The 24,661-nt window shown below is 66.0% G+C and carries 28 protein-coding genes; 9 read left to right on the top strand and 19 right to left on the bottom strand.

Annotated features, from left to right (window positions below):
* The first annotated feature begins 55 nt into the window (after window positions 1-55).
* A complete protein-coding gene (locus ACXAJT_RS15840; protein ID WP_475236763.1) occupies window positions 56-2,158 on the top strand; it encodes a methyl-accepting chemotaxis protein in 2,103 nt (700 codons plus the stop codon).
* A gap of 69 nt (window positions 2,159-2,227) precedes the next feature.
* Here ACXAJT_RS15840 and ACXAJT_RS15835 read toward each other — a convergent pair whose 3' ends face one another.
* Entirely contained in the window at window positions 2,228-2,836 is a 609-nt protein-coding gene (locus tag ACXAJT_RS15835) for an enoyl-CoA hydratase/isomerase family protein (RefSeq protein WP_475236762.1), read from the bottom strand.
* Window positions 2,833-3,582, bottom strand: a complete 750-nt coding sequence (locus ACXAJT_RS15830) for an SDR family oxidoreductase (protein WP_475236760.1) — start codon at window positions 3,580-3,582, stop codon at window positions 2,833-2,835. Before ACXAJT_RS15830 ends, ACXAJT_RS15835 begins: the two co-directional genes overlap by 4 nt.
* Before the next feature lie 134 nt (window positions 3,583-3,716).
* On the opposite strand from ACXAJT_RS15830, the gene ACXAJT_RS15825 reads away from it, so the two are divergent.
* Complete coding sequence (locus tag ACXAJT_RS15825; protein WP_475236759.1) at window positions 3,717-5,258, top strand: DUF2125 domain-containing protein; 1,542 nt, start codon at window positions 3,717-3,719, stop codon at window positions 5,256-5,258.
* A 107-nt stretch (window positions 5,259-5,365) separates the two neighbouring features.
* On the opposite strand, the gene ACXAJT_RS15820 is transcribed toward ACXAJT_RS15825, so the two are convergent.
* Complete coding sequence (locus ACXAJT_RS15820; protein WP_475236756.1) at window positions 5,366-6,583, bottom strand: UbiH/UbiF/VisC/COQ6 family ubiquinone biosynthesis hydroxylase; 1,218 nt, start codon at window positions 6,581-6,583, stop codon at window positions 5,366-5,368.
* Window positions 6,584-6,670: 87 nt separating this feature from the next.
* Between ACXAJT_RS15820 and ACXAJT_RS15815 the strand changes: the two genes are divergently transcribed.
* Window positions 6,671-7,999: an amidase gene (locus ACXAJT_RS15815; RefSeq protein WP_475236755.1), complete on the top strand. Its 1,329-nt coding sequence runs from the start codon at window positions 6,671-6,673 to the stop codon at window positions 7,997-7,999.
* A 67-nt stretch (window positions 8,000-8,066) separates the two neighbouring features.
* Here ACXAJT_RS15815 and ACXAJT_RS15810 read toward each other — a convergent pair whose 3' ends face one another.
* Together ACXAJT_RS15810 and ACXAJT_RS15805 are read right to left on the bottom strand one after the other, a co-directional pair.
* A complete protein-coding gene (locus tag ACXAJT_RS15810; protein WP_475236754.1) occupies window positions 8,067-8,291 on the bottom strand; it encodes a hypothetical protein in 225 nt (74 codons plus the stop codon).
* A gap of 300 nt (window positions 8,292-8,591) precedes the next feature.
* The gene (locus ACXAJT_RS15805; protein ID WP_475236753.1) at window positions 8,592-9,767 is read right to left on the bottom strand and encodes a lytic murein transglycosylase; all 1,176 of its coding nucleotides are present in this window, start codon (window positions 9,765-9,767) and stop codon (window positions 8,592-8,594) included.
* Between the two features lie 284 nt (window positions 9,768-10,051).
* On the opposite strand from ACXAJT_RS15805, the gene ACXAJT_RS15800 reads away from it, so the two are divergent.
* Window positions 10,052-10,420, top strand: a complete 369-nt coding sequence (locus tag ACXAJT_RS15800) for a response regulator transcription factor (protein ID WP_475236750.1) — start codon at window positions 10,052-10,054, stop codon at window positions 10,418-10,420.
* 5 nt (window positions 10,421-10,425) lie between these two features.
* On the opposite strand, the gene ACXAJT_RS15795 is transcribed toward ACXAJT_RS15800, so the two are convergent.
* From ACXAJT_RS15795 to def (ACXAJT_RS15770), 6 genes are all read right to left on the bottom strand, one after another.
* The gene (locus ACXAJT_RS15795) at window positions 10,426-11,415 is read right to left on the bottom strand and encodes a glutathione S-transferase family protein (RefSeq protein ID WP_475236748.1); all 990 of its coding nucleotides are present in this window, start codon (window positions 11,413-11,415) and stop codon (window positions 10,426-10,428) included.
* Window positions 11,416-11,530: 115 nt separating this feature from the next.
* Window positions 11,531-11,767 (bottom strand): GlsB/YeaQ/YmgE family stress response membrane protein, encoded by a 237-nt coding sequence (locus ACXAJT_RS15790; RefSeq protein ID WP_475236746.1) that lies wholly within the window; start codon window positions 11,765-11,767, stop codon window positions 11,531-11,533.
* 21 nt (window positions 11,768-11,788) lie between these two features.
* Window positions 11,789-12,751, bottom strand: coding sequence for a methionyl-tRNA formyltransferase (gene fmt / locus ACXAJT_RS15785; RefSeq protein ID WP_475236745.1), 963 nt, complete (start codon window positions 12,749-12,751; stop codon window positions 11,789-11,791).
* Window positions 12,752-12,882: 131 nt separating this feature from the next.
* Window positions 12,883-13,377 carry a peptide deformylase gene (def, locus tag ACXAJT_RS15780; protein ID WP_475236744.1) on the bottom strand — a complete coding sequence of 165 codons (495 nt, stop codon included), beginning with the start codon at window positions 13,375-13,377 and terminating at the stop codon, window positions 12,883-12,885.
* Window positions 13,378-13,400: 23 nt separating this feature from the next.
* Window positions 13,401-13,898, bottom strand: a complete 498-nt coding sequence (gene def / locus ACXAJT_RS15775) for a peptide deformylase (protein WP_475236741.1) — start codon at window positions 13,896-13,898, stop codon at window positions 13,401-13,403.
* The gene (def, locus tag ACXAJT_RS15770) at window positions 13,895-14,416 is read right to left on the bottom strand and encodes a peptide deformylase (protein ID WP_475236738.1); all 522 of its coding nucleotides are present in this window, start codon (window positions 14,414-14,416) and stop codon (window positions 13,895-13,897) included. The genes def (ACXAJT_RS15775) and def (ACXAJT_RS15770) overlap by 4 nt, the downstream gene beginning before the upstream one ends.
* 128 nt (window positions 14,417-14,544) lie before the next feature.
* Between def (ACXAJT_RS15770) and ACXAJT_RS15765 the strand changes: the two genes are divergently transcribed.
* Entirely contained in the window at window positions 14,545-15,723 is a 1,179-nt protein-coding gene (locus ACXAJT_RS15765; RefSeq protein ID WP_475236736.1) for a MalY/PatB family protein, read from the top strand.
* A gap of 101 nt (window positions 15,724-15,824) precedes the next feature.
* On the opposite strand, the gene ACXAJT_RS15760 is transcribed toward ACXAJT_RS15765, so the two are convergent.
* From ACXAJT_RS15760 to ACXAJT_RS15725, 8 genes are all read right to left on the bottom strand, one after another.
* Window positions 15,825-16,448 (bottom strand): trimeric intracellular cation channel family protein, encoded by a 624-nt coding sequence (locus ACXAJT_RS15760; RefSeq protein ID WP_475236735.1) that lies wholly within the window; start codon window positions 16,446-16,448, stop codon window positions 15,825-15,827.
* Window positions 16,449-16,452: 4 nt separating this feature from the next.
* Window positions 16,453-16,905, bottom strand: a complete 453-nt coding sequence (gene rnhA, locus ACXAJT_RS15755) for a ribonuclease HI (RefSeq protein ID WP_475236733.1) — start codon at window positions 16,903-16,905, stop codon at window positions 16,453-16,455.
* A complete protein-coding gene (locus ACXAJT_RS15750; protein ID WP_475236732.1) occupies window positions 16,898-17,485 on the bottom strand; it encodes a class I SAM-dependent DNA methyltransferase in 588 nt (195 codons plus the stop codon). The genes rnhA and ACXAJT_RS15750 overlap by 8 nt, the downstream gene beginning before the upstream one ends.
* On the bottom strand, window positions 17,482-17,937 hold the full coding sequence (locus ACXAJT_RS15745) for a DUF3429 domain-containing protein (protein WP_475236730.1): 456 nt from the start codon (window positions 17,935-17,937) through the stop codon (window positions 17,482-17,484). The genes ACXAJT_RS15750 and ACXAJT_RS15745 overlap by 4 nt, the downstream gene beginning before the upstream one ends.
* A 46-nt stretch (window positions 17,938-17,983) precedes the next feature.
* Window positions 17,984-18,457 carry a pyridoxamine 5'-phosphate oxidase family protein gene (locus ACXAJT_RS15740; protein ID WP_475236728.1) on the bottom strand — a complete coding sequence of 158 codons (474 nt, stop codon included), beginning with the start codon at window positions 18,455-18,457 and terminating at the stop codon, window positions 17,984-17,986.
* 58 nt (window positions 18,458-18,515) lie between these two features.
* Window positions 18,516-19,466: a 4-hydroxy-3-methylbut-2-enyl diphosphate reductase gene (gene ispH, locus ACXAJT_RS15735; protein WP_475236726.1), complete on the bottom strand. Its 951-nt coding sequence runs from the start codon at window positions 19,464-19,466 to the stop codon at window positions 18,516-18,518.
* 104 nt (window positions 19,467-19,570) lie between these two features.
* Window positions 19,571-20,011: a YqaA family protein gene (locus ACXAJT_RS15730; protein WP_475236724.1), complete on the bottom strand. Its 441-nt coding sequence runs from the start codon at window positions 20,009-20,011 to the stop codon at window positions 19,571-19,573.
* Between the two features lie 54 nt (window positions 20,012-20,065).
* Window positions 20,066-20,638 carry a LabA-like NYN domain-containing protein gene (locus tag ACXAJT_RS15725; RefSeq protein ID WP_066103767.1) on the bottom strand — a complete coding sequence of 191 codons (573 nt, stop codon included), beginning with the start codon at window positions 20,636-20,638 and terminating at the stop codon, window positions 20,066-20,068.
* Window positions 20,639-20,772: 134 nt separating this feature from the next.
* Between ACXAJT_RS15725 and folK the strand changes: the two genes are divergently transcribed.
* From folK to ACXAJT_RS15705, 4 genes are all read left to right on the top strand, one after another.
* Entirely contained in the window at window positions 20,773-21,339 is a 567-nt protein-coding gene (folK, locus tag ACXAJT_RS15720) for a 2-amino-4-hydroxy-6-hydroxymethyldihydropteridine diphosphokinase (protein WP_475236721.1), read from the top strand.
* Between the two features lie 98 nt (window positions 21,340-21,437).
* Complete coding sequence (rpoZ, locus tag ACXAJT_RS15715) at window positions 21,438-21,791, top strand: DNA-directed RNA polymerase subunit omega (protein WP_475236720.1); 354 nt, start codon at window positions 21,438-21,440, stop codon at window positions 21,789-21,791.
* A gap of 40 nt (window positions 21,792-21,831) precedes the next feature.
* Window positions 21,832-23,970 (top strand): RelA/SpoT family protein, encoded by a 2,139-nt coding sequence (locus ACXAJT_RS15710; RefSeq protein WP_475236718.1) that lies wholly within the window; start codon window positions 21,832-21,834, stop codon window positions 23,968-23,970.
* 21 nt (window positions 23,971-23,991) lie between these two features.
* Window positions 23,992-24,645 (top strand): DUF2062 domain-containing protein, encoded by a 654-nt coding sequence (locus ACXAJT_RS15705; protein ID WP_475236716.1) that lies wholly within the window; start codon window positions 23,992-23,994, stop codon window positions 24,643-24,645.
* Window positions 24,646-24,661 lie beyond the last annotated feature (16 nt).

Below are 24,661 nucleotides of genomic sequence, written 5' to 3'. Positions count from 1 at the left end.
TTTCATCCGTTCCCGGCCAGATGGCCCCGGATTGCCCTTGTGACGGACCGCTCCCATGAGCCTGCGCCTTATCCTTCTCGCCGCGCTCGGACCGCTTCTGGCGCTCGTGATATATTTCGCCGGGCATGAGATCCTGCGCTTGAAACACAGCGCCGATGATCAGGCGCGGATCGCCGCGATCGCGGCGGAGGCAGAGGTCCTGTCGGACCTCGTGCACGAGCTGCAGAAGGAACGCGGCTACTCCGCCGGGTTCACCGCCTCACGCGGCAAGAATTTCAATGCCGAACTCACCGCACAGCGCACCGATACCGATGCCGCCCTCGCACGCGCGCGCGGCGCCCTGCCCGAAACCGAACGAGGGGCCCCCGAGGCCATGAGCGCAGCGCAAGAACGGCTTGGGGTTTTGTCAGACACCCGCGACGGCATCGACCGTTTGTCGCTCAGCGTGCCCGAACTGGCCAGCTTCTACACGGGGCTGATCGATAATCTGATGCGCGCAGCGGGGCAGATGCGCGGCAATGCCCATGCCTCTGACAGCGCCGCGCTGATGGAAGCGCGCGAGCAGATCGAGATGGCCAAAGAAAGCGCCGGTCTCGCCCGCGCCATGGGGGCGACAGGGCTGGGCACCGACGTTTTCCCGCCCGCCGTCCATCAACGCTTCATGAAATTAACAGCGCGGGAAGAGGCCTTCTTGTCACGCGCTGCACAAACCTTGAATCGACCGCAGATGCTGATCGATCTGCGCGACAGCGCCCCGGCGCAGGCCTTGGCCCCGATGGTCGAGACCATCGCCGCCCTGCCCTACGGCGGTGCGCGCGGCAGCCTGACCGCGCCGCAGTGGTTCGCCGCCTCCACCGCATGGATCGACGCGCTGCGTGCGCTCGAAACCGAGATCAATTCAGAAATCTCGGCGCAGGCGCTGTCGCTCACACAAAGCGCCCGCCGCACGCTGCTCATCACCGGCGCGCTGACGCTTCTGGCGACGCTTCTGCTCACAGCGACGGCGACGGTGATGGCCGAGTTCCTAACCCGCCGCCTGCGCCGCCTCACCGAGATAATGATGGAGTTCGTTGAAGGCCGTTTCGAGGCTTGGGTGCCACACATCCAAAGCCGGGGCGAGATCGGGCGCATGGCGCAGTCGATCTATCGCTTCAAGCAGCTTTCGCGCGCCGCGATCGAGAAACGTGCGGAGGACGAGGCACAGCTCAATGCCCGCCATCAAGAAGTGGTGGACCTGATGACCGAGGGGCTGAACGCGCTCGCGCGGGCTGATCTCACGCTGCGCTTCGACAAGCCTCTGGCCGAGGAATACGACGCCATTCGCGCCGATTTCAACACCGCCACCGCCCGGCTGCGCGAGGTGATGCGCGCGGTCTCCGACACGGTGGGCGAGCTTGAGGAACGCTCAAGCAGCCTGCGCAGCTCCGCCGCCGATCTGGCCGAGCGCACGACGCAACAGGTCGCCACCATCGGCGGCACCGCCGAAACGGTCTCTGGCCTGACCAGCACGCTGGCGGAAACCAACACCGCGCTGCGCGACGTGAAAGGGCTCGCCGACGAGGCCAAGGGGCGCGCTGATCGCTCGGGCGAGGTGGTGCGTAATGCGGTCGCGGCCATGGACCGGATCGCCGAAAGCTCGGGCCGGATCGCGCAGATCACCGCCGTAATCGAGGATATCTCTTTTCAGACCAACCTTCTGGCCCTCAACGCCGGGGTCGAGGCGGCGCGCGCGGGCGAGTCGGGCAAAGGCTTTGCCGTGGTCGCCATGGAAGTGCAGGGGCTGGCCAGCCGCTCCGCCGATGCAGCGCTGGAGATCAAGGGGCTGATCGAGGAAAGCGCCCGCGAGGTGAGCGGCGGCGTCAACCTCGTGGGCGAAACGGGCGAGGCGCTGCAAGCCATCTTCGAGCAAATCCTGCGGGTCGACGAGGTACTTTCCAGCGTCAGCACCGCCGCCGAGGCGCAAAGTCGCGAATTGCAGGGCGTCAACGACGCCACCGCGCGGCTACGTGATCTCACCTCGCAGAACACCGCCGTAGCCGATGCCAGCCGCGACGCCTCCACCGAACTCGCCGAGGGGGCACAGCGCCTCGCCGCCTTGGTCGCCGAATTCGATCTTGGTGCGCCGCAGGGCACGCAGGCGCGCAGTCAGGCCGCGTGACCCGCCTCGCCGCCTCGCCGCCGATGCGCTGATGATCTCAGCCATCTGCAGGCTTTATCCCAGTCGCCGTCACGGAATGAGGCGCTTGATCCGCGCTGCATGAACCGGATCGGCCGCCAGCGTGTCCTCTGCAAGTGCGCGTGCCGTGGCCATGAGATGATCCGCCGGCACGATCCTGTCGATCAGACCCCAAGGTTGGGCCTCTTCCACCGGCACCTTCTGCCCGGCCATGAGGATCATCTTGGCCCGTGCCGGTCCGACCAGCGCGGCCAACCGCACCGGGTCGGAAGGCTGTGGCAGGAACCCCAGCTTCATCACCGGGTAGAACACCTTGGCGCCCGGCACCGCGATGCGCAGATCGCAGGCCAGCGCCATGCCCATGGCGCCCCCCGCCAACGTTCCGTTGAGCGCGCAGATGGTCAGGCCCGGCAGCGCGGCGAGCGCCGCCGAAAGCCGCTCCCAGAGTGGCGAGGTTGCAAGACCGGCCCGTGCCGCCTCGAGGTCGGCCCCGGCAGAAAACACCTTGCCCACGCCGGTCAGCACCAGCGCCTGCGCCGCGACCGCCGCCTCGGCGATGTCGCACAGCCGCTCGAGCATCTCCGGCGTCAGCGAATTGGCCTTCTCCGGGCGGTCTATCACCGCCAGCCAATAGCCGCCCTCTTTCTCCAGCGAGATCATGCCACGCCGATCTCGCTGCGAACGCCCTCGTCGCGCAGCGACACCTCGTCGCCAAGGTGCGCGTCGGCCTCGGGACCGCACATCCACAGCAGCGCCTTGGCCACCCACTCGGGCGGGATGTGATCTTCCCAATCCAGCTCGCTCACGGCATTTACGCCCGAAGCCTTGATCGTGCGCTGCATCTGCGTTGCCACCGTTCCCGGCGACAGCGACATCGCCCGGATGCCGCGTTCGCGGCCTTCTTCGTCGGCCATGCGGGTCAGCATCAACGCCCCTGCCTTCGAGGCGCAATAGGCCGACCAGCCCTCCAGCGGACGATGCGCCGCGCCCGAGCCGATGGTCAGCACCGTGCCGCCACCCGCCGCCAGCATCAGCGGCAGGGCCGCGCGCATGCCGTGGTAGACGCCCTTGAGGTTGACGTCGATCACCTGCCCCCAGGCGCCCGGATCGGCCCCGGCCAAGGGCGCGATCGGTTCAATCACCCCGGCGTTGTTGACCAGAATGTCGATCCCGCCAAAGGCGGTGACGCAGGCCTGTACTGCCTGATCCATCTCCCAGTAGCGCGAAATGTCGCAGGGGATGGCGATTGACTTGGGACCGATCTCGCCGGCCAGTTCGGCCACCGCCTCGCGGCTGCGGGCCACCAGCGCCACATTGGCTCCGGCCTCTGCGAAGATCCGGGCGGCGGCGGCACCGATGCCCCGGCTTGCCCCGGTGATCAGCGCGGTTTTCCCTGTCAGGTCCATGGATTGCCCCATCGTTTGGAATTCCCCACATAGGTAAACTCCGGGCAATCGCCGGTCCACCCTCTTGACCCCGGCGAACGCGGAGGCGAACTCTAGGGCATTGTTTTGCGATAGACGCCACGAAAGGGATTGGGATGCGTGTTCTGACAGGGCTCATGGGAGCCGGCGCCGCGGTATTGGCGCTGACGCCGCCCGCATTTGCGGACGTCACACCCGAACAGGTGTGGGACGACCTGTCGGGAATGCTCGAAGGCGTTGGCTATCAGCTTTCGGTGACCGAAAGCCCGAGCAGCGACAACCTGCTGCTCAGCGACCTGATGCTGACCATGGCGGTGGCCGAAACCGAGGCGCAGGCCGCCGGTGAAGTCACCGTGGGCTTCGGCGATCTGACGCTGGAAGACCTCGGCGACGGCACGGTGGGGATTCGCTTTGCCGATCCGATGCCGATCGACATCCGCGTCACCGAAGACGGCGCAGAGCCGGTAGAGATGACGCTGGAACTGGGTCAGGAAGCGCTGGAGATGATCGCGTCGGGCACCCCGGAGGCGATGGACTACAGCTATAGCGCCGCCGCCACCTCTCTGGACCTGGTGCGGCTGATCGCCGAGGGTGAGGAACTGCCGCGCGAGGTGGTCAGCGCCCGCCTGGCCACCGGCCCGCTCAGCGGCACGTCCGAGGTTGACAGCAGCGATGGCACCCGCCGCTACAGCCACAGCTACCAGACCGACGAACTGCGCTACGACATTTCTGGCAGCAACCCCGAAGAAGACAATGCCACTGGCCAGATCTCGGGGCGGATGACCGGGCTCACCAGCGAAGGCATGTCGGTGATCCCCGAAGAGATCGGCAGCGAAGACGCCGCCGCCTTCATGGCTGCGGGCTTCGAGGGCAGCGGCCGTTTCACCTATGAGACCGGTCAGGCCAGCTTTGCCGTCACGCAGGACGGCGACACGATGACCGGCAGCAGCAGCTCGGAGGGCGGCAGCTTCGAAGGCTCCGTCGACGGGGCGCAACTGACCTATGCGCTGACGCTGGCGTCGCTGAACTACGAGGCCGAGGGAAGCTCGCTGCCCTTCCCGCTCAGCGCCGCGATGGAGAAGGTCGCCTTCAATCTGACGCTGCCTCTGGCAACCTCCGACACGCCGCAGGATCTGGCGCTCGGTGTCACCTTGGGCGGGCTGACGGTGTCGGATCAGATCTGGGGCATTTTCGATCCCGGCGGCACCCTGCCCCGCGACCCTGCCACGCTGGCCTTCGACATCACCGGCAAGGCGACGCCGCTGATCTCGATTTTTGATCCCGCTGATCTTGCGCAGCTTGAGGGGGAAGAAACCGCCCCCGCAGAACTCAACGCGCTGTCGCTCAACAGCCTGACACTCGAAGCGGCGGGTGCAAAGATCACCAGCGAGGGCGATTTCACCTTCCACAACGAAGACACCGAAAGCTACGGCGGCATGCCGCGGCCCGAGGGCGCGGTGGATTTCACCTTGGTCGGCGCCAACGGGCTGATCGACAAGCTGATCGCCATGGGGCTGCTGAGCCAGCAGGACGCCATGGGCGCACGGATGATGCTGGGGATGTTCACCGTGGCGGGATCCGAGCCCGACACGATGACCTCGACCATCGAGGTGGATGCCGACGGTCATCTTCTGGCCAACGGTCAGCGCATTCGCTGATCCTGCGGCGCCGCGGGCCGAAGCGGGCCGGCGGCGCCATGCTTACCTATACGACCGTGACCCATTCCAACCGGCGGCCCCTTGGCCGTGGTTCACTTGGCCGCGGGTCACTTGGCCATCAGTTCGGGCAGATCGCCGGTCAGCCCGGCCGCCTCGCGCACGAAGTTTCGGCGCAGCCCCGGCAGCCCCTGCACCAGCGCCATGCCCAGATCGCGGCCGGCGCGCAGCAGCGGGTTGTCGTTCGAGAACAGCCGGTTGAAAAGGTCGGTCGCCGCCGCCAGCGCCGCCGTGTCGAACCGACGCCAGCTCTGGTAACGGGCCAGCACCAGCTCAGACGCCACATCCTCGCCGCGCCGCTGCGCATGCGCCAGCACATGCGCCAGCGCTGCGACATCGCGCAGCCCGGCATTGAGCCCCTGCCCGGCGATCGGATGCATGCCATGTGCCGCATCCCCCACCAGCGCCAGACGCTCGCCGATGAAGCTGTTGGCAAGGGTCAGCCCCAGCGGATAGGTGTAGCGCGGACCGGCGAGGGAAATCTCGCCAAGGAAATCGCCGAAGCGCGGACGCAGCACCTGCAGGTATTCGTCATCCGGCAACGCGTTGATCGCGCGGGCCTGTGCCGCGCTCTCGCTCCAGACGATCGAACTGCGATTGCCGGTCAGCGGCAGAATCGCCAGCGGCCCGCTGGGCATGAAGAACTGATGCGCCACACCCTCGTGCGGCTGCGCGTGCGCGATGGCGCAGACCAGCGCCGTCTGACCGTAGGTCCAGCCGGTGCGGCGAATCCCGGCGCGTGTGGCGGTGCCGCTGTTGCGCCCGTCGGCGCCGATCAACAAACGGCCGCGCAGGCTGTCGCCATCGGCCAAGTCAACGGTCACGCCCGAGGCATCCAGATCCTGCCCGATCACCGTGGTGCCCGCGTGGTGCGTCACCAGTGGCGAGTCGGCCATGGCCTGCAGCAGCGCCCGGCGCAGGAAGCGATCCTCGACCATATGACCCATCGGACCTTCCTCGATCTCTGCCGAGGCGAAGTCGAGGCCGAGAAACACTTCCGCCTCGCCGACGCGCCCGTCGGTCACGCGGATCGCGCTCATCGGCTGGGCCTGCGGCGCCAGTTCGTCCCATAGGCCGAGGTTGGCCAGCAGACGCACCGAGGCGAGCGCCAGCGCGTAGGCGCGGCCATCGAACGCCGGATCGGCGCGTGTCTCGCCGGGCAGAGCGTCGATGACGGTAGAGCTGAGCCCGGCCTTGGCCGCCGCCAGCGCGAGGGCGGGGCCGTTGAGCCCGCCGCCGATGATGAGCAGATCGCTGTCCTGTGTCATGGGGCGTACTATGGTCCTGCGGCCGGGATTGTCCATGCGGCGCCGTGCCGTTACCGTCGCGCCGAACGCAAAAAATAGGATGGCGGCATGACGGACTGGACAGGCAAAAGCGCGGCGGATCTGGGGCGGGCGATCGGCGCAGGCGAGGTGGACCCGGTTGATCTGACGCAGGCCTTTCTCGACAAGATCGCGGCGCACCCGTTGAAAGACCGCATCTACGCCCGTCTCACCCCTGAACGCGCGCTGGCCGAAGCCGAGGCCGCAAGCGCCCGCGCCAAGGCGGGCCGCCGCCTTTCGCCGCTGGATGGCGTGCCGATCAGCTGGAAGGACCTCTTTGACACCGCTGGCGTGGCCACCGAGGCAGGCTCGGCACTGCTCAAGGATCGCGTGCCCGACACCGACGCCCAGGTGCTGCAGACCGCCACCGCCATGGGGCTCGTCTGCCTTGGCAAGACTCATCTGTCCGAACTGGCCTTCTCCGGCCTCGGGCTTAACCCGGTCACCGCAACGCCGCCTTCGGTGAACGATCCCGAAGCGGTGGCCGGCGGCTCGTCCTCGGGCGCTGCCGCCTCGGTCGCCTTCGGGTTGGCCGCCGCGGCGGTGGGCTCTGACACTGGCGGTTCGGTGCGCATCCCCTCGGCGTGGAACGACCTCGTGGGCCTCAAGACCACCTCGGAGCGGCTTTCGCTGGAGGGTGCGGTGCCGCTGGCCGCGCGCTTCGACACGGTCGGCCCGCTGTGCCGGACGGTCGAGGACGCCGCGCTGATGCTGGCCGCGCTGGAAGGGCGCGCGGCGCCCGACCTCTCGGGCGCTTCGCTCAAGGGCGTGCGTCTTGCCACGCTGCAAACCATCGTCATGGACGATCTGCGCCCCGAGCCCGCAGCTGCCTATGCCGCAGCGCTGGACAAACTCGCCGCTGCCGGGGCCGAGATCGTGCCGATCGACGTGCCCGAGGTGGCGGTGCCGATGGGCGACGCGGCGGTGCTTTACACTGCCGAGGCATGGGCCACTTGGGGCGCCGAGATCACCGCCCGCGGCGATCTGATGTTCCCCCCCATTCGCGCCCGCTTCGAAGGGGGCAAAGCGTTTACCGCTGCCGAATACATCACCGCATGGGACCGTATGATGAAGGCCCGCGCCGCTTGGGCCGAGGCCACCGCCGGGTTCGACGCAGTGCTCTGCCCGACCGCACCGAACCTGCCGCCCAAGGCCGCCCGGCTGATGACCGATGATGACTATTACGTCACCGAGAACCTTCTGACCCTGCGCAACACGCGCGTCGGCAACGTCATGGGGCTTGCGGTCACCACGCTACCCACCGACACACCCAGTTGCGGCCTCTCGCTGATGGGCACGCCGATGGGCGAAGACCGCCTGCTGCGCCTTTCGGCGGCTGCCGAGGCCGCGCTCGCCTGATCTGTGTGGTAGATGTCGGGCCGGCGTTACCGCCGGCCCGGTCGTCCGAGGATAAGCCCCAGAAGGATCAGCCGCAGCGGGTGTAGGTGAGCGGTTCGTGGGCAGCCCCTTCCCCACTCTCTTGCCGCACCAACGTGTCGCCGCGCAGCACCAGTACCATCTCGCGGCGCCAGCTCAGCCCCTCGCCGGTGACATCGAAGGCGGCCTCTAGGCGCGCGGGGGCGCGCTCGGCCACCGCCGTGAGCGTTGCGCGGGATTCGTAAAAGACAAGCCCGTCCCTTTCCACGGTCATCAGCCCTTTGGCATCGCTCTGCGGGGCAGTGCAATCGGCAGGCACGAGGCCCCAGCGCCCACGCATATCCTGAGGGATGCCAGAGGCCTCTGCGCTATCGGTGTCCTGCAGCGCCGCGCCCGGCCCATCCTTTGGCAAACAGGCCGAGAGGAGGAGTGCACAAAGCGCAGCCAAAGAAGCTGGGTGTGTCGCAAAGTGTTTCATGCCCGGAAAACCCGACGCGGCACACGCCGGTTCCGCGGCAATGCGCCCCCCGGCTGAAGCCCGCTCAGCCTGCGCGAATGCCCGCCGCCGACCCTGTCACAGCGCGTCGAGCAGCGTCTTTGTTGGCCATCCGTCCACCGGCAGCCCCAGTTCGGCCTGCATGCGACGCACCGCGCCGCGCGTGCCCGCGCCAAGGATGCCGTCTGCCTCGCCAACATCGTGCCCGCGCGCCTGCAACTTGCGCTGCAATTCCTGCATCTGCTGCCCCGAGAGCCCCGGCGTCGGCGTGCCCGCGTCATAGACCGGCGCGCCTTCGAGCCGGGTGGCGAAATAGGCCGCAGTCAGCACATAGGTAAAGCTTTGGTTCCATTCGAAATAAACGCGGAAGTTGGGATAGGCGATGAACGCAGGACCACCCCGCCCCTGCGGCAGCAGGACCGAGGCCTGCAGCCGTCCATCGTCGAGCGCGCCATTGCGCCCCGAGACGCCGAGACGTTCCCATTCCGCCACGCTCATCGTGGTTTCCAGCCCGGTCAGCGACCAGTCGAACCCGGCGGGCAGCGTGACCTCCTGCATCCACGGCTCGTTCGGGCGCCATCCAAGGCCCGACAGCATCTTAGCCCCAGACATCAGCGCGTCGGGCACCGAAGACTTCAGCGACACATGGCCATCGCCATCACCGTCCACGCCATTCTCGATGATATCCTTGGGCAGCATCTGCACCATGCCGATCTCGCCCGCCCAAGCCCCGGTGGTGGTGGCGGGGTCGAAATCGCCATGCTCGTAAAGCTCTTCGGCGGCGATCAACTGCGGGCGGAACAGTTCGGGCCGGCGGCAATCATGCGCCAGCGTGGCCAGCGCGTTGGCGGTGTTGAAATTGCCCTGATAGCCGCCGTAATCGGTCTCGAAAGCCCAGAACGCCAGCAGAACGCCGCGCGAGATGCCGTAGTCGCGCTCGATCCGATCAAAGACCGCATCCCATTCCTCGGCCTTGCGGCGGCCCTTGTCGAGCCGGTCCTGCGAGATCAGCTTGCGTGAAAACTCGATGAAGGGTGCCTGAAAGATGCCCTGCGCGCGATCGGCCTTCAGCACCTTGGGATCCTGCCGCAGCCCGCCGTAAAAGCGCTCAGCCGCAGCGGGATCGGCCCCCTGCGCCACCGCCTGCTCGGTCACACCGTCCAGAAAGGCGCGGAAGTCGCCGCCACAGGGCACGGGCTGGGCCTGCACGGCGGCGGGCAGCAATAGGGCGGTCAGAAGGGGCCAGATACGCATTGGGACCTCTTGGGCAAAAGTTTGCGTCACCCTAGCAGTCCCGGCAGGGCAGGCAACCGCGCCGCCCTGACCGGCGATCACATCGCGCGCAGCACTGCGTGAACACGCAGGCGTGAACGCTTTCGGCCCGCAGCCCGCATGCGTTGCTTCGGAAATTAATCATTTGTTTAGGAAGCCCCCCTAAAAAAGGAGAGGAAGGGTAAAGATCAATTAAAACTTATGTCGCCCGCGAAGCGGCGGCGGCAGTGAAAATGTTTCAGGGGAGTGCCTATCAGGAGAACGCGATGAAGGTGCTCATAGTCCAACACAATCAGGCGCTCGTGCAGCTTTGGACACGCCACCTCGAGCGCCGCGGCGCCTTGGTGCGCGTCGCCTCCGGGCAGTATGCGGCGACGCATGTAATGCAGCGAGAACAGGTCGATATCATCGTTATCGACCTCATGCTCGCCGAGGGCAGCGCCCTCGCCGTCGCCGATTTTGCCTCCTACAGACAGCCAAAGTGCCGGGTGGTCTTCGTCACCGACGCGGCGGTGTTCTCGGACGGGTCCATTTTCCGCCACTGCGGAAACGCCTGCGCCTACCTGCCGAGCGCCACCGCCCCTGCTGATCTGGTGGCGATGATCGAGCATTACGGCGGGCACCACCCCCTCTGAGGGCGTCAGGCCGCGGCCAGTGCCTCGCGCCCATGCGGCGCGTCGAGGTCAAGCTTCGGCCCGACCGGCACGATGCGGTGCGGATTGATGGTGTCGTGGCTGTAGTGATAGTGGTGCGAGATATGGTCGAGACGCACGGTCTCCGCCACGCCCGGCCATTGGTAAAGCTCGCGCACGTAGGCCCAGAGCGCCGGGTAATCGACGATCCGCGCGCGGTTGCATTTGAAATGGCCGTGATAGACCATGTCGAAGCGGATCAGCGTGGTGAACAGGCGCCAGTCGGCTTCGGTGATCCTCTCTCCCATCAGGTAGCGCTGCCGCGACAGGCGCTCTTCGAGCCAGTCCAGCGTGTCAAAAAGCGGCTCAACGGCCTCTTCGTAGGCCTCTTGCGAGGTGGCGAAACCGGCCTTGTAGACCCCGTTGTTCACCGTGTCGTAGATGCGCTCGTTCACCGGATCGATCGCCTCGCGCAGCGCCTCGGGCCAGTAATCGTCGGTGTTGCCGGTCAGCCCGTCGAAGGCGCTGTTGAACATACGGATGACCTCGGCGCTCTCATTCGACACGATGGTCTTTTGTTGCTTGTCCCACAGCACCGGCACCGTGACCCGGCCCGAAACCTTCGGGTTCGCCTTGAGATAGACGTCACGCAGGTAGGGCAGATCGTATAGCGTATCGCCGGTCGCACCGTCGAAATCGGTGCGGAACTCCCAGCCCTCGGACAGCATTTCGGGATGCACCACGCTATACGGGATCAGATCTTCGAGCCCCTTGAGCTTGCGGAAGATCAGCGCGCGATGCGCCCAGGGACACGCGTAGCTGACATAGAGATGATACCGCCCCGGCTCGGCCTTGAACCCGGCCTCGCCCGAAGGCCCGGCCGCGCCGTCCGCCGTCACCCAGTTGCGAAACTTGGCTGTCGACCGCACGAACTTGCCGCCGGTCTTGTCGGTGTCATACCACTTGTCCTGCCATACGCCGTCGACCAAAAGGCCCATCTCTCGCACTCCTGCGTTGCTATGGGCCATGAGCTAGCGGCTCGGGGCGATCAGGCAAACAGGCAGGGGCGCGCAGCCCCTTCGCATGAGCGCACAACCCAAGCCAAAGGCGGCGTCAGCGCGGCCCGAATTTCTGCAAGATCCAGATCAGCAGCATGGCGCCCAGCACCGCGCCCACCAGCCCTGCCAGCGCCCCGGTGACCGCGATCAGGCCGCGCAGCACCAGCCCGCCGATCAGCGCGCCCCCCATGCCGATCAGCACCGTCTGAACCACGCCGGTGCGCACCTGCATCACGCGCGTGGCGAAAAAGCCCGCCGCCGCACCGAGGATCAGAAGCCACAGAATGCCCATGCCAGCCTCCCTTTGCGCGGCTCAGCCCGCGCCTTGCTCCGAGGGGTGCCCGGTCCGCGCCCCGGCGTCATGACCCGACCCCAGGACCGTGCCGGCGGGAATCTTCAGCCCGCGCAAGAAGGTCTCGACGTCCTGCGCCCCTTTGCCCGCGCGCTGTGCCCGCGTCACCTGCACCGCGCCGCTGCCGCAGGCGATGACAAAACCGTCGTCCAGCGCCTCGCCCGGCGCGCCTTCGCCCGGCACCACGCGCGCACCCAGCAGCTTGATCCGCTGATCCCCCGCCATGGTCCACGTCCCTGGAAACGGCGCCAGCCCGCGGATGTGTCGCGACACCTCTTCGGCGGAGCGCGACCAGTCGAGCACCGCCTCGGCCTTGTCGATCTTCTGCGCGTAGGTCACCCCCGCCTCGGGCTGCGGCGCGGGGTGCAGATCATCCAGCCGCTCCAGCGCGGTGACGATCAGGCGCGAGCCCAGCGTCGCCAGACGGTCATGCAGCGCGCCGGTGGTCTCTTCCGTGCCGATCTCCAGCGCCTCGCGCAGCAGCACCGGCCCGGTGTCGAGCCCCGCCTCCATCTGCATGATGCACACGCCGGTCTCGGCATCGCCCGACAGGATCGCCCGATGGATCGGCGCCGCGCCACGCCAGCGCGGCAACAGCGAGGCATGAATATTCAGGCAACCATAGGCCGGCGCATCCAGCACCGCCTGCGGCAAGATCAGCCCGTAAGCGACCACAACGGCCACATCGGCCTTCAGCGCGGCGAACTCGGCCTGCGCCTCGGCGCCTTTCAGACTCACCGGATGGCGCACCTGCAGGCCCATTTCCTCGGCCCGCGCCTGCACCGGCGAAGGCCGCTCCTTCTTGCCGCGCCCGGCGGGCCGCGGCGGCTGGCAGTAGACCGCGGCGATCTCGTGCCCGGCGCTTGCCAGCGCCTCCAGCACCGGCACCGAAAACTCCGGCGTTCCCATGAAGACCACGCGCATCCGCCCGCTCCCTTTCGTCAGTCCAAGCATATCCGAAGGCGAGGCGCGCGAACTGCGTCCACCCTTCTTCTCTTCGACAAATACGCAAAACACGCCCGCGCCGCCAGCGCAGCCTCGGGAAAAGGCGGGGCTCAGCCGCGCTTCTTCGAGCGGCGGATCAGCATGTCGCGCTTCACCTTGCCCAAGTGGTCGAAGTACATCTTGCCGTTCAGGTGATCGACCTGATGCTGCACCGAGGTCGCCCAGAGCCCAACGAAATCCTGCTCGCGGGTTTCTCCGGTCTCGTCCATGAAGCGCACGGTGACGCCGCGTGGACGTTCGATCTTGGCCCAGACGCCGGGCAGGTTGGGGCTGGCCTCGTCATGCGCGTGCATCTTGACCGAGGCATGCAGGATCTCGGGGTTGGCCATGCGGATCGCCTTGCCGCGCTCTTCCGAGGCATCGACCACCGCCAGCCGCAGCATCACTCCGATCTGCGGCGCTGCGAGCCCGACGCCGGGCATCGCCTCCATCGTGTCGATCATATCGTCCCAGATGCCGCGGATCTCGTCGGTGATCCCTGCGACCGGCTCTGCCGGCGTACGCAGCCGCTTGTCGGGCCACGGGATGCATTTGCGTGCGGTCATACCAAGAACTCCTTCGCGGCGCGTCAGGCCAGCGCGTCGTAGTCTGCGATCAGCGCCGCGCGCGCATCCGCGTCCAGCCGGTCGAAGTGCACCAGCCCATCAAGGTGATCGTGTTCGTGCTGCGCGATAATCGCCTCGGCCCCGGTCAGTTCGACCTGCTGCGCCGCGCCGGTCAGGTCTGTATAGGCCAGACGAATGCGCGCCGCGCGCGTCACCTGCGCGGTGACGCCGGGGATCGACAGGCAGCCTTCGCCGCCCGTGACCGTCTCATCCGACGCCCAAGTGACGCGTGGGTTGATGCAGACCCGCGGCGACATCTCGCCGTCTTTCCAGCCTGCATCCATGACAAACAGCCGCTGCATGGCGCCCACCTGAGGCGCGGCGAGCCCGCGGCCCGGTGCGTCATACATGGTCTCCAGCAGATCGGTGACCAGCTGCGTCACCTCGTCGATCGAGGCCACCTCGGCGCATGCTTGAGACAGGCGCGGATCGGGCCAGCGCAGGATCGGCAGCAGGCTCAAACCCGCGCCCTTTCGCGTTTCAGCTTCTGCATCTTGCGGGTGATCATCTGGCGCTTCAGCGGCTTGAGATAGTCGATGAAGAGCTTGCCATCGAGATGGTCGATCTCATGCTGCACGCAGGTCGCCCAGAGCCCGTCGAACTCCTCGGTCTGCAGCTTGCCGTCGCGGTCGAGCCATTCGACCTGCACCAGCTTGGGCCGCTCGACCTCGGCGTATTGGTCGGGGATCGACAGGCAGCCTTCCTCGTAGACGTTGCGCTCGTCCGAGCCAGCGATCACCCGGGGATTGAACATCACCAGCGGACGCGGCGTCTCGCCATCGTCGGAACGGGCGCAATCCAGTACGATCAGCCGTTCCAGCACGCCGATCTGCGGCGCGGCCAGCCCGATGCCCGGCGCTTCATACATGGTTTCGAGCATGTCGTCGGCCAGCACGCGCAGTTCGTCCGACAAGTCGGGCACCGGCGCGCAGAGCTTTTTCAGCCGCGGATCGGGGTGGATGAGGATGGGGCGTTTCATGGGTGTCACTTAGGCAAATGAACGTGATCGCGCAAGATGCGCGCAGCGCAGTGGTTGCACTCACGCGCGCGATCGCTAGCGTCGGGCGCGAGTGCTGTTCGAGATGCCGTAGGAAAGTGACGCCGCCGATGAAAGACCTGTTCAACCAACCGATCGACCGCCGGGGCACCGGCTCCGCCAAATGGGACCTGATGGAAAAGCTCTTCGGCGTGCCGCAGGACGAGGGTCTGGCAATGTGGACCGCCGATTCCGACTATCCCACCGCGCCCTGCGTGCGCGACGCGCTGCAGGCGCAGGTCGATCTCGGCGTCTTCGGCTATTTCTCGGCGATGGGCCTCTACACCAGCGCGGTGCAATGGTGGATGCAGACCCGCCACAACTGGCAGATCGAGCAGGACTGGATCGTGCCGGTGCACGGGCTGGGCAATGGCGTGGCCATGTGCCTTGACGTCTACACCGCGCCCGGCGATCACGTGGCGATCTTCTCGCCGGTCTACCATGAGTTCGCCGCCAAGGTGCGTCGCGCGAACCGGGTGGTCACCGAATGCCCGCTGAAACGCGACGGCGACCGCTACGAGCTCGATCTTGAGGACGCGCAATCGCGGCTGACCGGCAAAGAGACGATGCTGATCTGGTGCTCGCCACAGAACCCTTCGGGCCGCATCTGGACCGCCGATGAGCTGCGCGCCGTCGCCGAGTTCGCCAAGCGCAACGATCTGATGCTGCTGTCGGACGAGGTGCACCACGATCTCGTCTACCCCGGCGAGACCTTCGTGCCGATGGCCGTGGCGGCCCCGGAATGCGAAGAGCGGCTGATCACCCTCACCGCCGCCTCCAAGACCTTCAACATCGCTGGCCAGCGCGTCGGCGCGCTGACGATCAGCGACGCGGGCCTGCGCAAGCAGATGGAAGACCGGCTGACCGCCCTCGACAGCAAGCCCAATGCGCTCGGCCTGATCATGACCGCCGCCGCCTATTCGCCCGAGGGTGCGGAATGGGTCGACGCGCAGATCGCGCATCTCGATGGCAATCGCGCGGTGTTCGACGAGATGGTCAATGCCATCCCCGGCATGCGCTCGATGCCGCTGCAATCCACCTATCTGGCATGGGTCGATTTCTCGGGCACCGGGATGGACTTCGACGAGGTCAACGCCCGCGTCCGCGACATCGCCAAGATCGCCGTCAGCCCCGGCCCGTCGTTCGGCATGGGGGGCGAGACCTGCATGCGCATCAACCTCGCCGCGCCGCGCGCCACCATCGAAGAGGCTGGAACACGCCTGCAAAAAGCCTTCGCGGACCTGCAGTGACCCGGCTCAGCGGCGGCACGCCAGCCGCCGCCCCTTCTTCTCTTTGAAAATACGCCGGGGAGCGCGAGGGGCAGCGCCCCTCGCTCTTGTTTGGCGCCGTCTCACTGCCGCGGCGGGCGCGACTTGTAGACCGGAATGCCCCAGCCGAAGGCAATCGCAGAGGCCCGCAACACAAAGGTGACCCCGGCGCAGATCAGCGCGGCAGAGAACGGCGGCAGCCCCAGCGCTGTTGCGCCAAGCAGCGCCACGGCGCCGCAGAGCGCGCAGGTGGCGTAGGGCTCGCCCTGTTTCAGCAGCAGCGGCATCTCGTTGGCCACCACGTCACGCATCAACCCGCCGAGGCAGCCGGTCATCACCCCCATCACCAGCACCACACCCCACGCGGCGCCCACGGCCTGCGCGATGCTGCTGCCCGCCGCCACCGCCACCGACAGCGCCGCCGCGTCGAGCCAGAGGATCGCCTTGGCGCGGCTCTCGAGCCGGTGCGCGGTGAAGAAGACCAGCAGCGCAGCGGCGCAGGCGATGGCAAGGTAGGTTGGCTCGGCCACCCAGAACACCGGATGACGATCAAGCAGAAGGTCGCGGGTGGTGCCCCCGCCCACGGCGGTCAGGCAGGCGAGAAAGGCAAAGCCCACCACGTCCAGCTGCTTGCGGCTCGCCACCAGCGCGCCGGTCAGCGCAAAGATGAGCACCGACGCGTAGTCGAGCAGGACGAGCGGGCTCATGTCCTTATCCCTTGAACGGGGCCATGCCCGCCCGCGCCAGTTCGTCGGCGCGCTCGTTCTCGGGATGGCCGGCGTGGCCCTTGACCCATTCCCAAGTCACCTCATGGCGCTTCTGCGCCTCGTCGAGACGCTGCCAAAGCTCGACGTTCTTCACCGGCTTCTTGGCCGCGGTCTTCCAGCCGTTGCGCTTCCAGCCGTGGATCCAGCCGGTGACGCCGTTCTTCACGTAGGCGCTATCGGTCACGATGGTGATCTGCGACGGGCGCGACAACGCCTCGAGCGCGCTGATCGCCGCCATAAGCTCCATCCGGTTGTTGGTGGTCTCGGCCTCACCCCCCTTGAGTTCGCGCTCTTTCTTGATGGAGTCGCCCTCCATCGCGCGCATGAGAACGCCCCAGCCGCCCGGGCCGGGGTTTCCGGAGCAGGCTCCGTCGGTATATGCAAATAGGTCAGCCATGGGCGAGCACGCTAAGCCATGGCGACGAGGTGCCGTCAAGCCCGCTGCCTTCGCCCCGCGTCACGGTGCCAACGCGCAGGCCGACATCCGCCAGAAGGCGGCGCAACTCTGGCTCGGTGTAGTAGGTGTAAAAGCGCCCGAGCCGATCGCGCGCCGCGCCCTCGCCTTCCTTCAGCGTCAGCCCCAGAACGCCGCCGGGCTTCATCGCACGGGCGATGGCCGCCAGATGGCGCGGCATCGCGGCGCGCGGCGCGTGCAACAGGCTGAAGCTGGCCCAGATACCGCCGTAGCGCGCCAGCGCCTCGAGATCGTCGAAGCTGCCCTGCCGCGCGGACACACCGGTGCGCGCTGCGGCCAGAGCCACCATTTCGGGCGCCGCATCCATCGCGTCCACCCGCAGTCCCGCCTGCGCCATATGCGCTGCGTCCAGCCCCGGCCCGCAGCCAAGATCGAGCACGCAGGCGCCCTTTGGCAGCGCTGCAATGAAAGCGGTGAGCGTGGGCGAAGCGCCCGGGTGCGCCATGGCCTCGTAGTCCCGCGCTTTCTGCGCATAGACCCGAAGCGTTTCCGCGTCGGTCACAGGAACACTCCGACCGAAAGGCAGGCCACCACAGCCGCGGTGAGCGGCACGCGCAGCGCCAGCCACCAGCGCGGCGCCAGCCCCCAGATCTGGAAGAACGCGTCAAGCAGCAGAAGCCCCAGAAACCCAAAGATCAGGTTCATCCCCGCCGCGACCGGCCCGCCGCCAACCATGAAGAAGGCCCAAAGCGCCGGAAGCACCGACAGCGCGTAGGCCACCGCCGCCTTACTGCCGCCTGCCTTGGTGGCAAACCCCCACAGCACACCGGACATGAAGGCAAGGATCACGGTGCCGTAGGAAAGCTGCAGATATGGCGCGACGAAACGGCTTCCGAGGTTCGCTGTCGACCATTGATACAGCGCCTCGTTGAAATGCGTGGCCACCGACCAAAGGAACGGCAGCACGCCGGCAAGCGCCAGAAACAGCGGGGCGCGGGGCACTTGCTTCAGCATTGGGCATCCTCCCGCCGCGGGCGCACCGCCGGATCGCTTGGCTTCATCACGGGCTCTCCTGTCGCTGCGACGCCAGCGCCGGACCGCTCCGAAAATAGCTGACGTCGTTGGTGAATATCGTCTCCGGCGCGAGCCGGATCAAGCGGCCGTCGGGATCGTCAATGCGCGCGACGGTGTCAACAAACCATCGGTTCCACGTGCTGTCGGGGCCCAGATAGCGGCGCAGCAAACGACGAAAGATGACGGCGTCCATCGGCACAACCTCGGCGCGGCCGCGCAGGCCAAGATGGCGCAGAATGCCGACCGGATTGTCATAGTCGACGATTTCGACCGCCACCCGCGGCTCTGCCAAGACGCGGCGCACCGAGCTGCCGTCGCGGTGGCCCAGCATCGAGAGCCGCCCACCGTCCCAATCGAACCAGACCGGGGCGTTGCGCGGTGCACCATCGCCGTCCACCGTGGCGAGATTGGCCATCAGTGGCAGGCGCAGGATATCTTCAGGATCAAACGGGCGGGCCATAGGCCGCACATTGGCAGCAATTCCGCCGCGACGCGAGACCGCGTCGCGCTTGCGGGTGTCAGGCTGGCATGCGCAGCACGCGCGGCACCTTGAACTCGATGTCTTCCTGCGCTGTTTCGACCTGCTCGACGGTCGTCTCATAGCGCGCCGCAAAGGCCGAGACGACCTCGTCGATCAGCACCTCGGGCGCCGAGGCCCCGGCGGTGACCCCGACCGAACGAATGCCCTCGAGCGCCCGCCAGTCGATGTCTTCGGCGCGCTGCACAAGCTGCGCGTAGCTGCAGCCCGCCTTGCGTGCCACTTCGACCAGCCGCTTGGAGTTCGACGAGTTCGGCGCCCCGACCACCAGCAGCGCATCGCAATCGCCGGCGATCGCCTTCACCGCGTCCTGACGGTTGGTGGTGGCATAGCAGATGTCTTCCTTGTGCGGTCCGACAATGGCCGGGAAGCGCTCTTTCAAGGCGGCGACGATATCGACGGTGTCATCCACCGACAGCGTGGTCTGCGTGACAAAGGCAAGCTTTTCGGGGTCGCGCACCTCGACATGCGCCACATCCGCCACGGTCTCGACCAGCAGCACCTCGCCTTCGGGCAACTGGCCCATGGTGCCGATGGTTTCCGGGTGGCCCTCGTGACCGATCATGATCATCTGCAGCCCGTTCTCATGGTGCCGGGCGGCTTCGATATGCACCTTCGACACCAGCGGACAGGTGGCATCCACATAGACCATCTCGCGCCGCGCTGCCTCGGCGGGCACCGCCTTGGGCACGCCATGGGCCGAGAAAATCACCGGCCGGTCGAGCGGGCATTCCTCTAGCTCTTCGACAAACACAGCACCCTTGTCGCGCAGCCCGTCGACGACGAACTTGTTGTGCACGATCTCATGGCGCACGTAGACCGGCGCGCCCCATTTCTCGAGCGCCATTTCGACGATCTTGATCGCCCGGTCGACGCCCGCGCAGAACCCGCGCGGGGCGGCGAGATAAAGAGTGAGGGGCGATTTGGTCATTGCTTCGGTCACGGATAAGCTCACGAGTTCGGTTGAGGCGCCGCGCAGCGACGCTTCTTATAGTCCAGACCTAGTGGCTCTGACCCTGCGGGTCCAGAGGGGGCTCAGCCAAGCGTCGCAGTCGTGAGCCAAGCGAGAATGATGTAGCGCCCCGTTTTGGCGGTCGCGACCAGTCCAACGAAAATCCAAAGCGGCGTGCGCATGATGCCGGCGACAACTGTGAAGCCATCGCCAAGCGGCGCCCAACTCAGCAGCAGCGACCAGACACCCCATTTGGCGTACCAACGCTGCGCGCGCTCAAGCTGCGGTTCGGACACGGGAAACCAGCGCTTGTGCCGGTAATGCTCGATCCCGGCACCTAGCGCATAGTTGACTACCGAGCCGAGCGTGTTGCCGATGCTCGCGACCAGCACCAACGCCCAGACCGGAATATCGCTCCGCAGTTGCAGCCCGGCGAAGATCAGCTCGGACTGAAACGGCAGGATCGTCGCGGCGCCAAACGCCGCGAGAAAGAGACCGCCAAGACCGGCAGCCTCAGTCAACATGAACAGCGAACCTCATCCCCACGATATACGCTGCTCGATCGTCACCTTTCGGGGTCAATGCCCGTTGGCGACCTCGAAGTTGCGCTCAGCCTGCTGCTCCCGCGGAGGGCGTCCGATCACTTCACGCAGCTCGTCAAGCTCGATGAAGTTGTCGGCCTGACGGCGCAGTTCATCCGCGATCATCGGCGGCTGGCTGCGGATCGTCGAGACGACCGACACACGCACACCCTGACGCTGCAGGCTTTCGATCAGCGGCCGGAAGTCCCCATCCCCAGAGAACAGCACGATGTGATCGACGCGCGGCGCCAGTTCCATGGCATCGACGGTCAGTTCGATGTCCATGTTGCCCTTCACCTTACGGCGGCCCTGCGCGTCGGTGTATTCCTTCGCGGGCTTGGTCACCATGGTGAAGCCGTTGTAGTGCAGCCAGTCCACCAGCGGGCGGATCGGCGAGTATTCATCGTTTTCGAGAAGAGCGGTGTAGTAGAACGCGCGCACCATCTTGCCGCGGCGCACGAATTCCTGTCGAAGCAGCTTGTAGTCGATGTCGAAGCCGAGGGCTTTGGCGGCTGCGTACAGGTTGGACCCGTCAATGAACAGCGCCAACCGTTCGTCCTTGTAAAACATCAAATGTCCTTTCGAGCAATCGGGCGCCGTGATCCGTGAGTGGGAAATAATGAGTGTGGGAAGCGCCCATATTTGAGAGTAAGCCTTTCGGTCAGCTTTTCAAGCAGAGCAATATATGCAGAAGGATAGCGATAATGGGGTCTGAGCAGGAAATCCTGATTGCACTGGGGGCCAACCTCCCCTCCGAAGCGGGCACACCATTGCAGACCTTGCAGGCTGCCCTCGCCGCTCTCGCGCGGCAGGGCTACGCCGTGGAGGACGTCAGCCGCTTTTACGCAACGCCATGTTTTCCCGCCGGTTTTGGCCCGGATTACGTGAACGCTTGCGCCCGCATCTCGGGGCTGGGTGATCCGGCGCAGGTGCTGGCCGCGCTGCACCGCGTCGAGGCGCAGTTCGGTCGCGAAAGGGACCGCCGCTGGGGCAGCCGCACGCTGGACCTTGATTTGATCGCGGTTGGCGAAATTGTGACTCCCGACACAACCACCCAAGAGCATTGGCGAAACATCCCTGCACAAGAGCAACAAGGATTGACGCCTAGTAAACTGATTCTTCCGCATCCGCGCCTGCAGGACCGCGCATTCGTCCTGGTGCCGCTTTGCGATATTGCCGCTAATTGGCGTCACCCGCTTTTGAATAAAACCGCATCGGAAATTTGTGCCGCACTGCCGCAGGACCAGCGCGCCGATGTCGTTCCGTTGTGATAGATTTGCGCCGAAAAGACACCCCGTTTGCGCTTGTCAATCCTGCGCCATCGCGGTAGGAGTCTTGTTTCTTACGGTCAACCCAAGGTGAAACGCTCATGGCACGCGTGACGGTAGAAGACTGCGTCGACAAGGTTCCCAACCGGTTCGAGCTGGTGATGCTCGCCTCCCATCGCGCCCGTGAAGTGGCGTCGGGTGCGCCGATCACCGTCGACCGCGACAACGACAAGAACCCGGTGGTCGCCCTGCGCGAAATCGCCGAGGAAACCCAATCGGCTGACGAACTGCGCGAGCGTCTGATCGAGTCGCACCAGAGTCAGATCGAGGTCGACGAGCCCGAAGACGACAGCATGGCGCTGCTCATGGGCGCCGAGCAGGACAAGCCGGCCGACGACGACATGTCGGAAGAGAAACTCCTGCGCGCGCTGATGGAAGCGCAGGGAGAGAGCTGAAAGGCTCGTGTGTAGCGGGCCAGCGTGAGGATAGGCGCCCATGATCGCGGCGGAAGACCTTGTTGCACTGGTCCGCAACTACAATCCCAAGACCAATGAAAAGCTGATCCGCGAGGCCTATGATTATGGCCTGCGGATGCACGAAGGGCAGTATCGCCATTCCGGCGAGTTGTACTTCACCCATCCCGTCGCCGTTGCCGCCATTCTCACAGAGCAGCAACTGGACGACGCGACCATCATCACCGCCCTGCTGCACGACACGATCGAGGACACCCGCGCCTCCTATCAGGATGTGGCTGACCGCTTCGGCCCCGAAGTGGCGGATCTGGTCGATGGGGTCACCAAGCTGACCAACCTGCAGCTCTCCTCGTCTGAGACCAAGCAGGCCGAAAACTTCCGCAAGCTCTTCATGGCCATGTCCCGCGACCTGCGGGTGATTCTGGTGAAGCTCGCCGACCGTTTGCACAACATGCGAACGATCAAGGCGATGCGCCCGGAAAAACAGGTGCAGAAGGCGCGCGAGACCATGGACATCTACGCGCCGCTGGCGGGCCGCATGGGCATGCAGTGGATGCGCGAAGAGCTTGAGGATCTGGCGTTCCGGGTGCTCAATCCCGAGGGCCGCGCCTCGATCATCCGGCGCTTCATCAACCTGCAGAAAGAAGCTGGCGACGTGATCCACCGGATCACCGGCGACATGCGGCACGAACTCGAAGAGGCTGGCGTCGAGGCCGAGGTCTTTGGCCGCGCCAAGAAGCCCTACTCGATCTGGCGCAAGATGCAGGAAAAGGGCATGGGTTTCTCTCGCCTGTCCGACATCTACGGCTTCCGCGTCATCACCCGCAGCGAGATGGACACCTACCGCGCACTCGGCGTGATCCACCAGCGCTGGCGCGCCGTGCCGGGGCGGTTCAAAGACTACGTCAGCCAGCCGAAGTCCAACGGCTACCGCTCGATCCACACCACCGTTTCGGGCCGTGACGGCAAGCGCGTCGAGGTGCAGATCCGCACCCGCCAGATGCACGACGTGGCCGAAACCGGCGTCGCCGCGCATTGGTCGTATCGCGACGGTGTGCGCTCCGAGAACCCCTTTGCCGTCGACCCCGCCAAGTGGATCTCCTCGCTGACCGAGCAGTTCGACGCCGAGGACGATCACGACGAGTTCCTCGAAGCGGTGAAGCTCGAGATGTATTCGGACAAGGTGTTCTGCTTCACGCCCAAGGGCGACGTGGTGAAGCTGCCGCGCGGCGCGACGCCGCTAGACTACGCCTATGCTATCCACACCCGCATTGGGTCGGCCTGCGTCGGCGCCAAGGTCGACGGCATCCGCGTGCCGCTCTGGACCCGGCTGAAGAACGGCCAGTCGGTCGAGATCATCACCGCCGAGGGCCAGACCCCGCAGGCGACTTGGCTGGACATCGCCACCACCGGCAAGGCGCGCAGTGCCATCCGCCGCGCTCTGCGCGAGGCAGGACGTGGGCGCTTTATCAAGCTTGGGCAGGAACTTGCGCGCTCGGCTTTCGAGCATGTGGGCAAGAAATCCACCGACAAAGTGCTGGAGAAGGCCGCGCAGACGCTACGCATCGAGGATGCCGACGAACTGCTCGCCCGCCTCGGCAGCGCCGAGCTGACCACCCGGCAGGTGGTGCACGCGGTCTATCCCGATCTCACCCCCGCCGACGATCACGAGGTCGAGATGCAGCGGGCGGTCATCGGCCTCGAACCCGGCACCGGTTTTACCCGTGCGCGCTGCTGCCAGCCGCTGCCGGGCGAGCGCATCGTCGGCATCACCAAGCGCGGCAAGGGCGTATTCGTCCACGCCATAGACTGCGAATCTCTGGCAGAATACGAGGACCAGCCCGAGCGCTGGGTTGATCTGCACTGGGCCGACGGCACGCACCCGGCGGCCTACGACGTGAGCCTAGATACAACAGTCGGCAACGACGCGGGTGTATTGGGGCGTATTTGCACCTTGATCGGCGAGCGCGGGGCCAATATCTCGGACCTGCACTTCATCGACCGGAAACCGGATTTCTTCAGAATTCAGATCGACCTGGAACTGAGAGATGCCGAACACCTCCACTCGGTGATGTCCGCACTCGAAGCCGAAAGCGACGTGGCCTCGGTGAGCCGCCATCGCGATGCCTCCCTGGCGGCCGTGCCTGCCGCCGCGGAATAGGAACAAAGGGGAAGGGCGCCATTGGTTTTCAAGCGGCGCGACAAACGGCCAGCCTGGAGGGCCGTGCTCGAATTCTTCTGGCCGCGAGGCGGCTGGGGGCGTGCGGCGCGTTACGTCCAGCACCGGCTGCACCGGCTTCCCGACACACCTGAAACCATCGCCCGCGGCATCTTTGCCGGTGTGTTCACGACCTTCACGCCGCTCTACGGGCTGCACTTTCTCGTCGCCGCCGCGCTGGCCTTTCTGGTGCGCGGCAATGTCCTCGCCGCGTTGCTCGGCACCTTCTTCGGCAACCCGCTGACCTATGTGCCGATCGGCATCGTCTCGTTGGAAACCGGATATTTCCTGCTGAGCATCGACCGGCGCTCGCCGCATCACGCCTCGCTGCTGGAGAAATTCACCTATGCCGGGCACGATCTGTGGCACAACATCCTTGCCGTCTTCACCAGCGACACCACCGACTGGACGAACCTGCGGATCTTCTTCGACGAGGTGTTCTACCCCTATCTGATCGGCGGCATTATCCCCGGCATCATCGCCGGGCTGGTGGCTTACTACCTGTCGGTGCCGGTGATCCGCGCCTATCAGAACCGCCGGCGCGGGGCGTTGAAGAAAAAGCTCGCGGCCTTGAAAAAGAAGCAGAAAGCGGCTGACGAGGGCGGCGCGTCGGACTAGGGTCCGCGGCAGATTG

This window comes from Salipiger sp. ABF4_146 (genome assembly GCF_056161345.1).
Note: the sequence above shows the minus strand (reverse complement) of the source record. Positions and strands in the feature narration are given on the sequence as shown.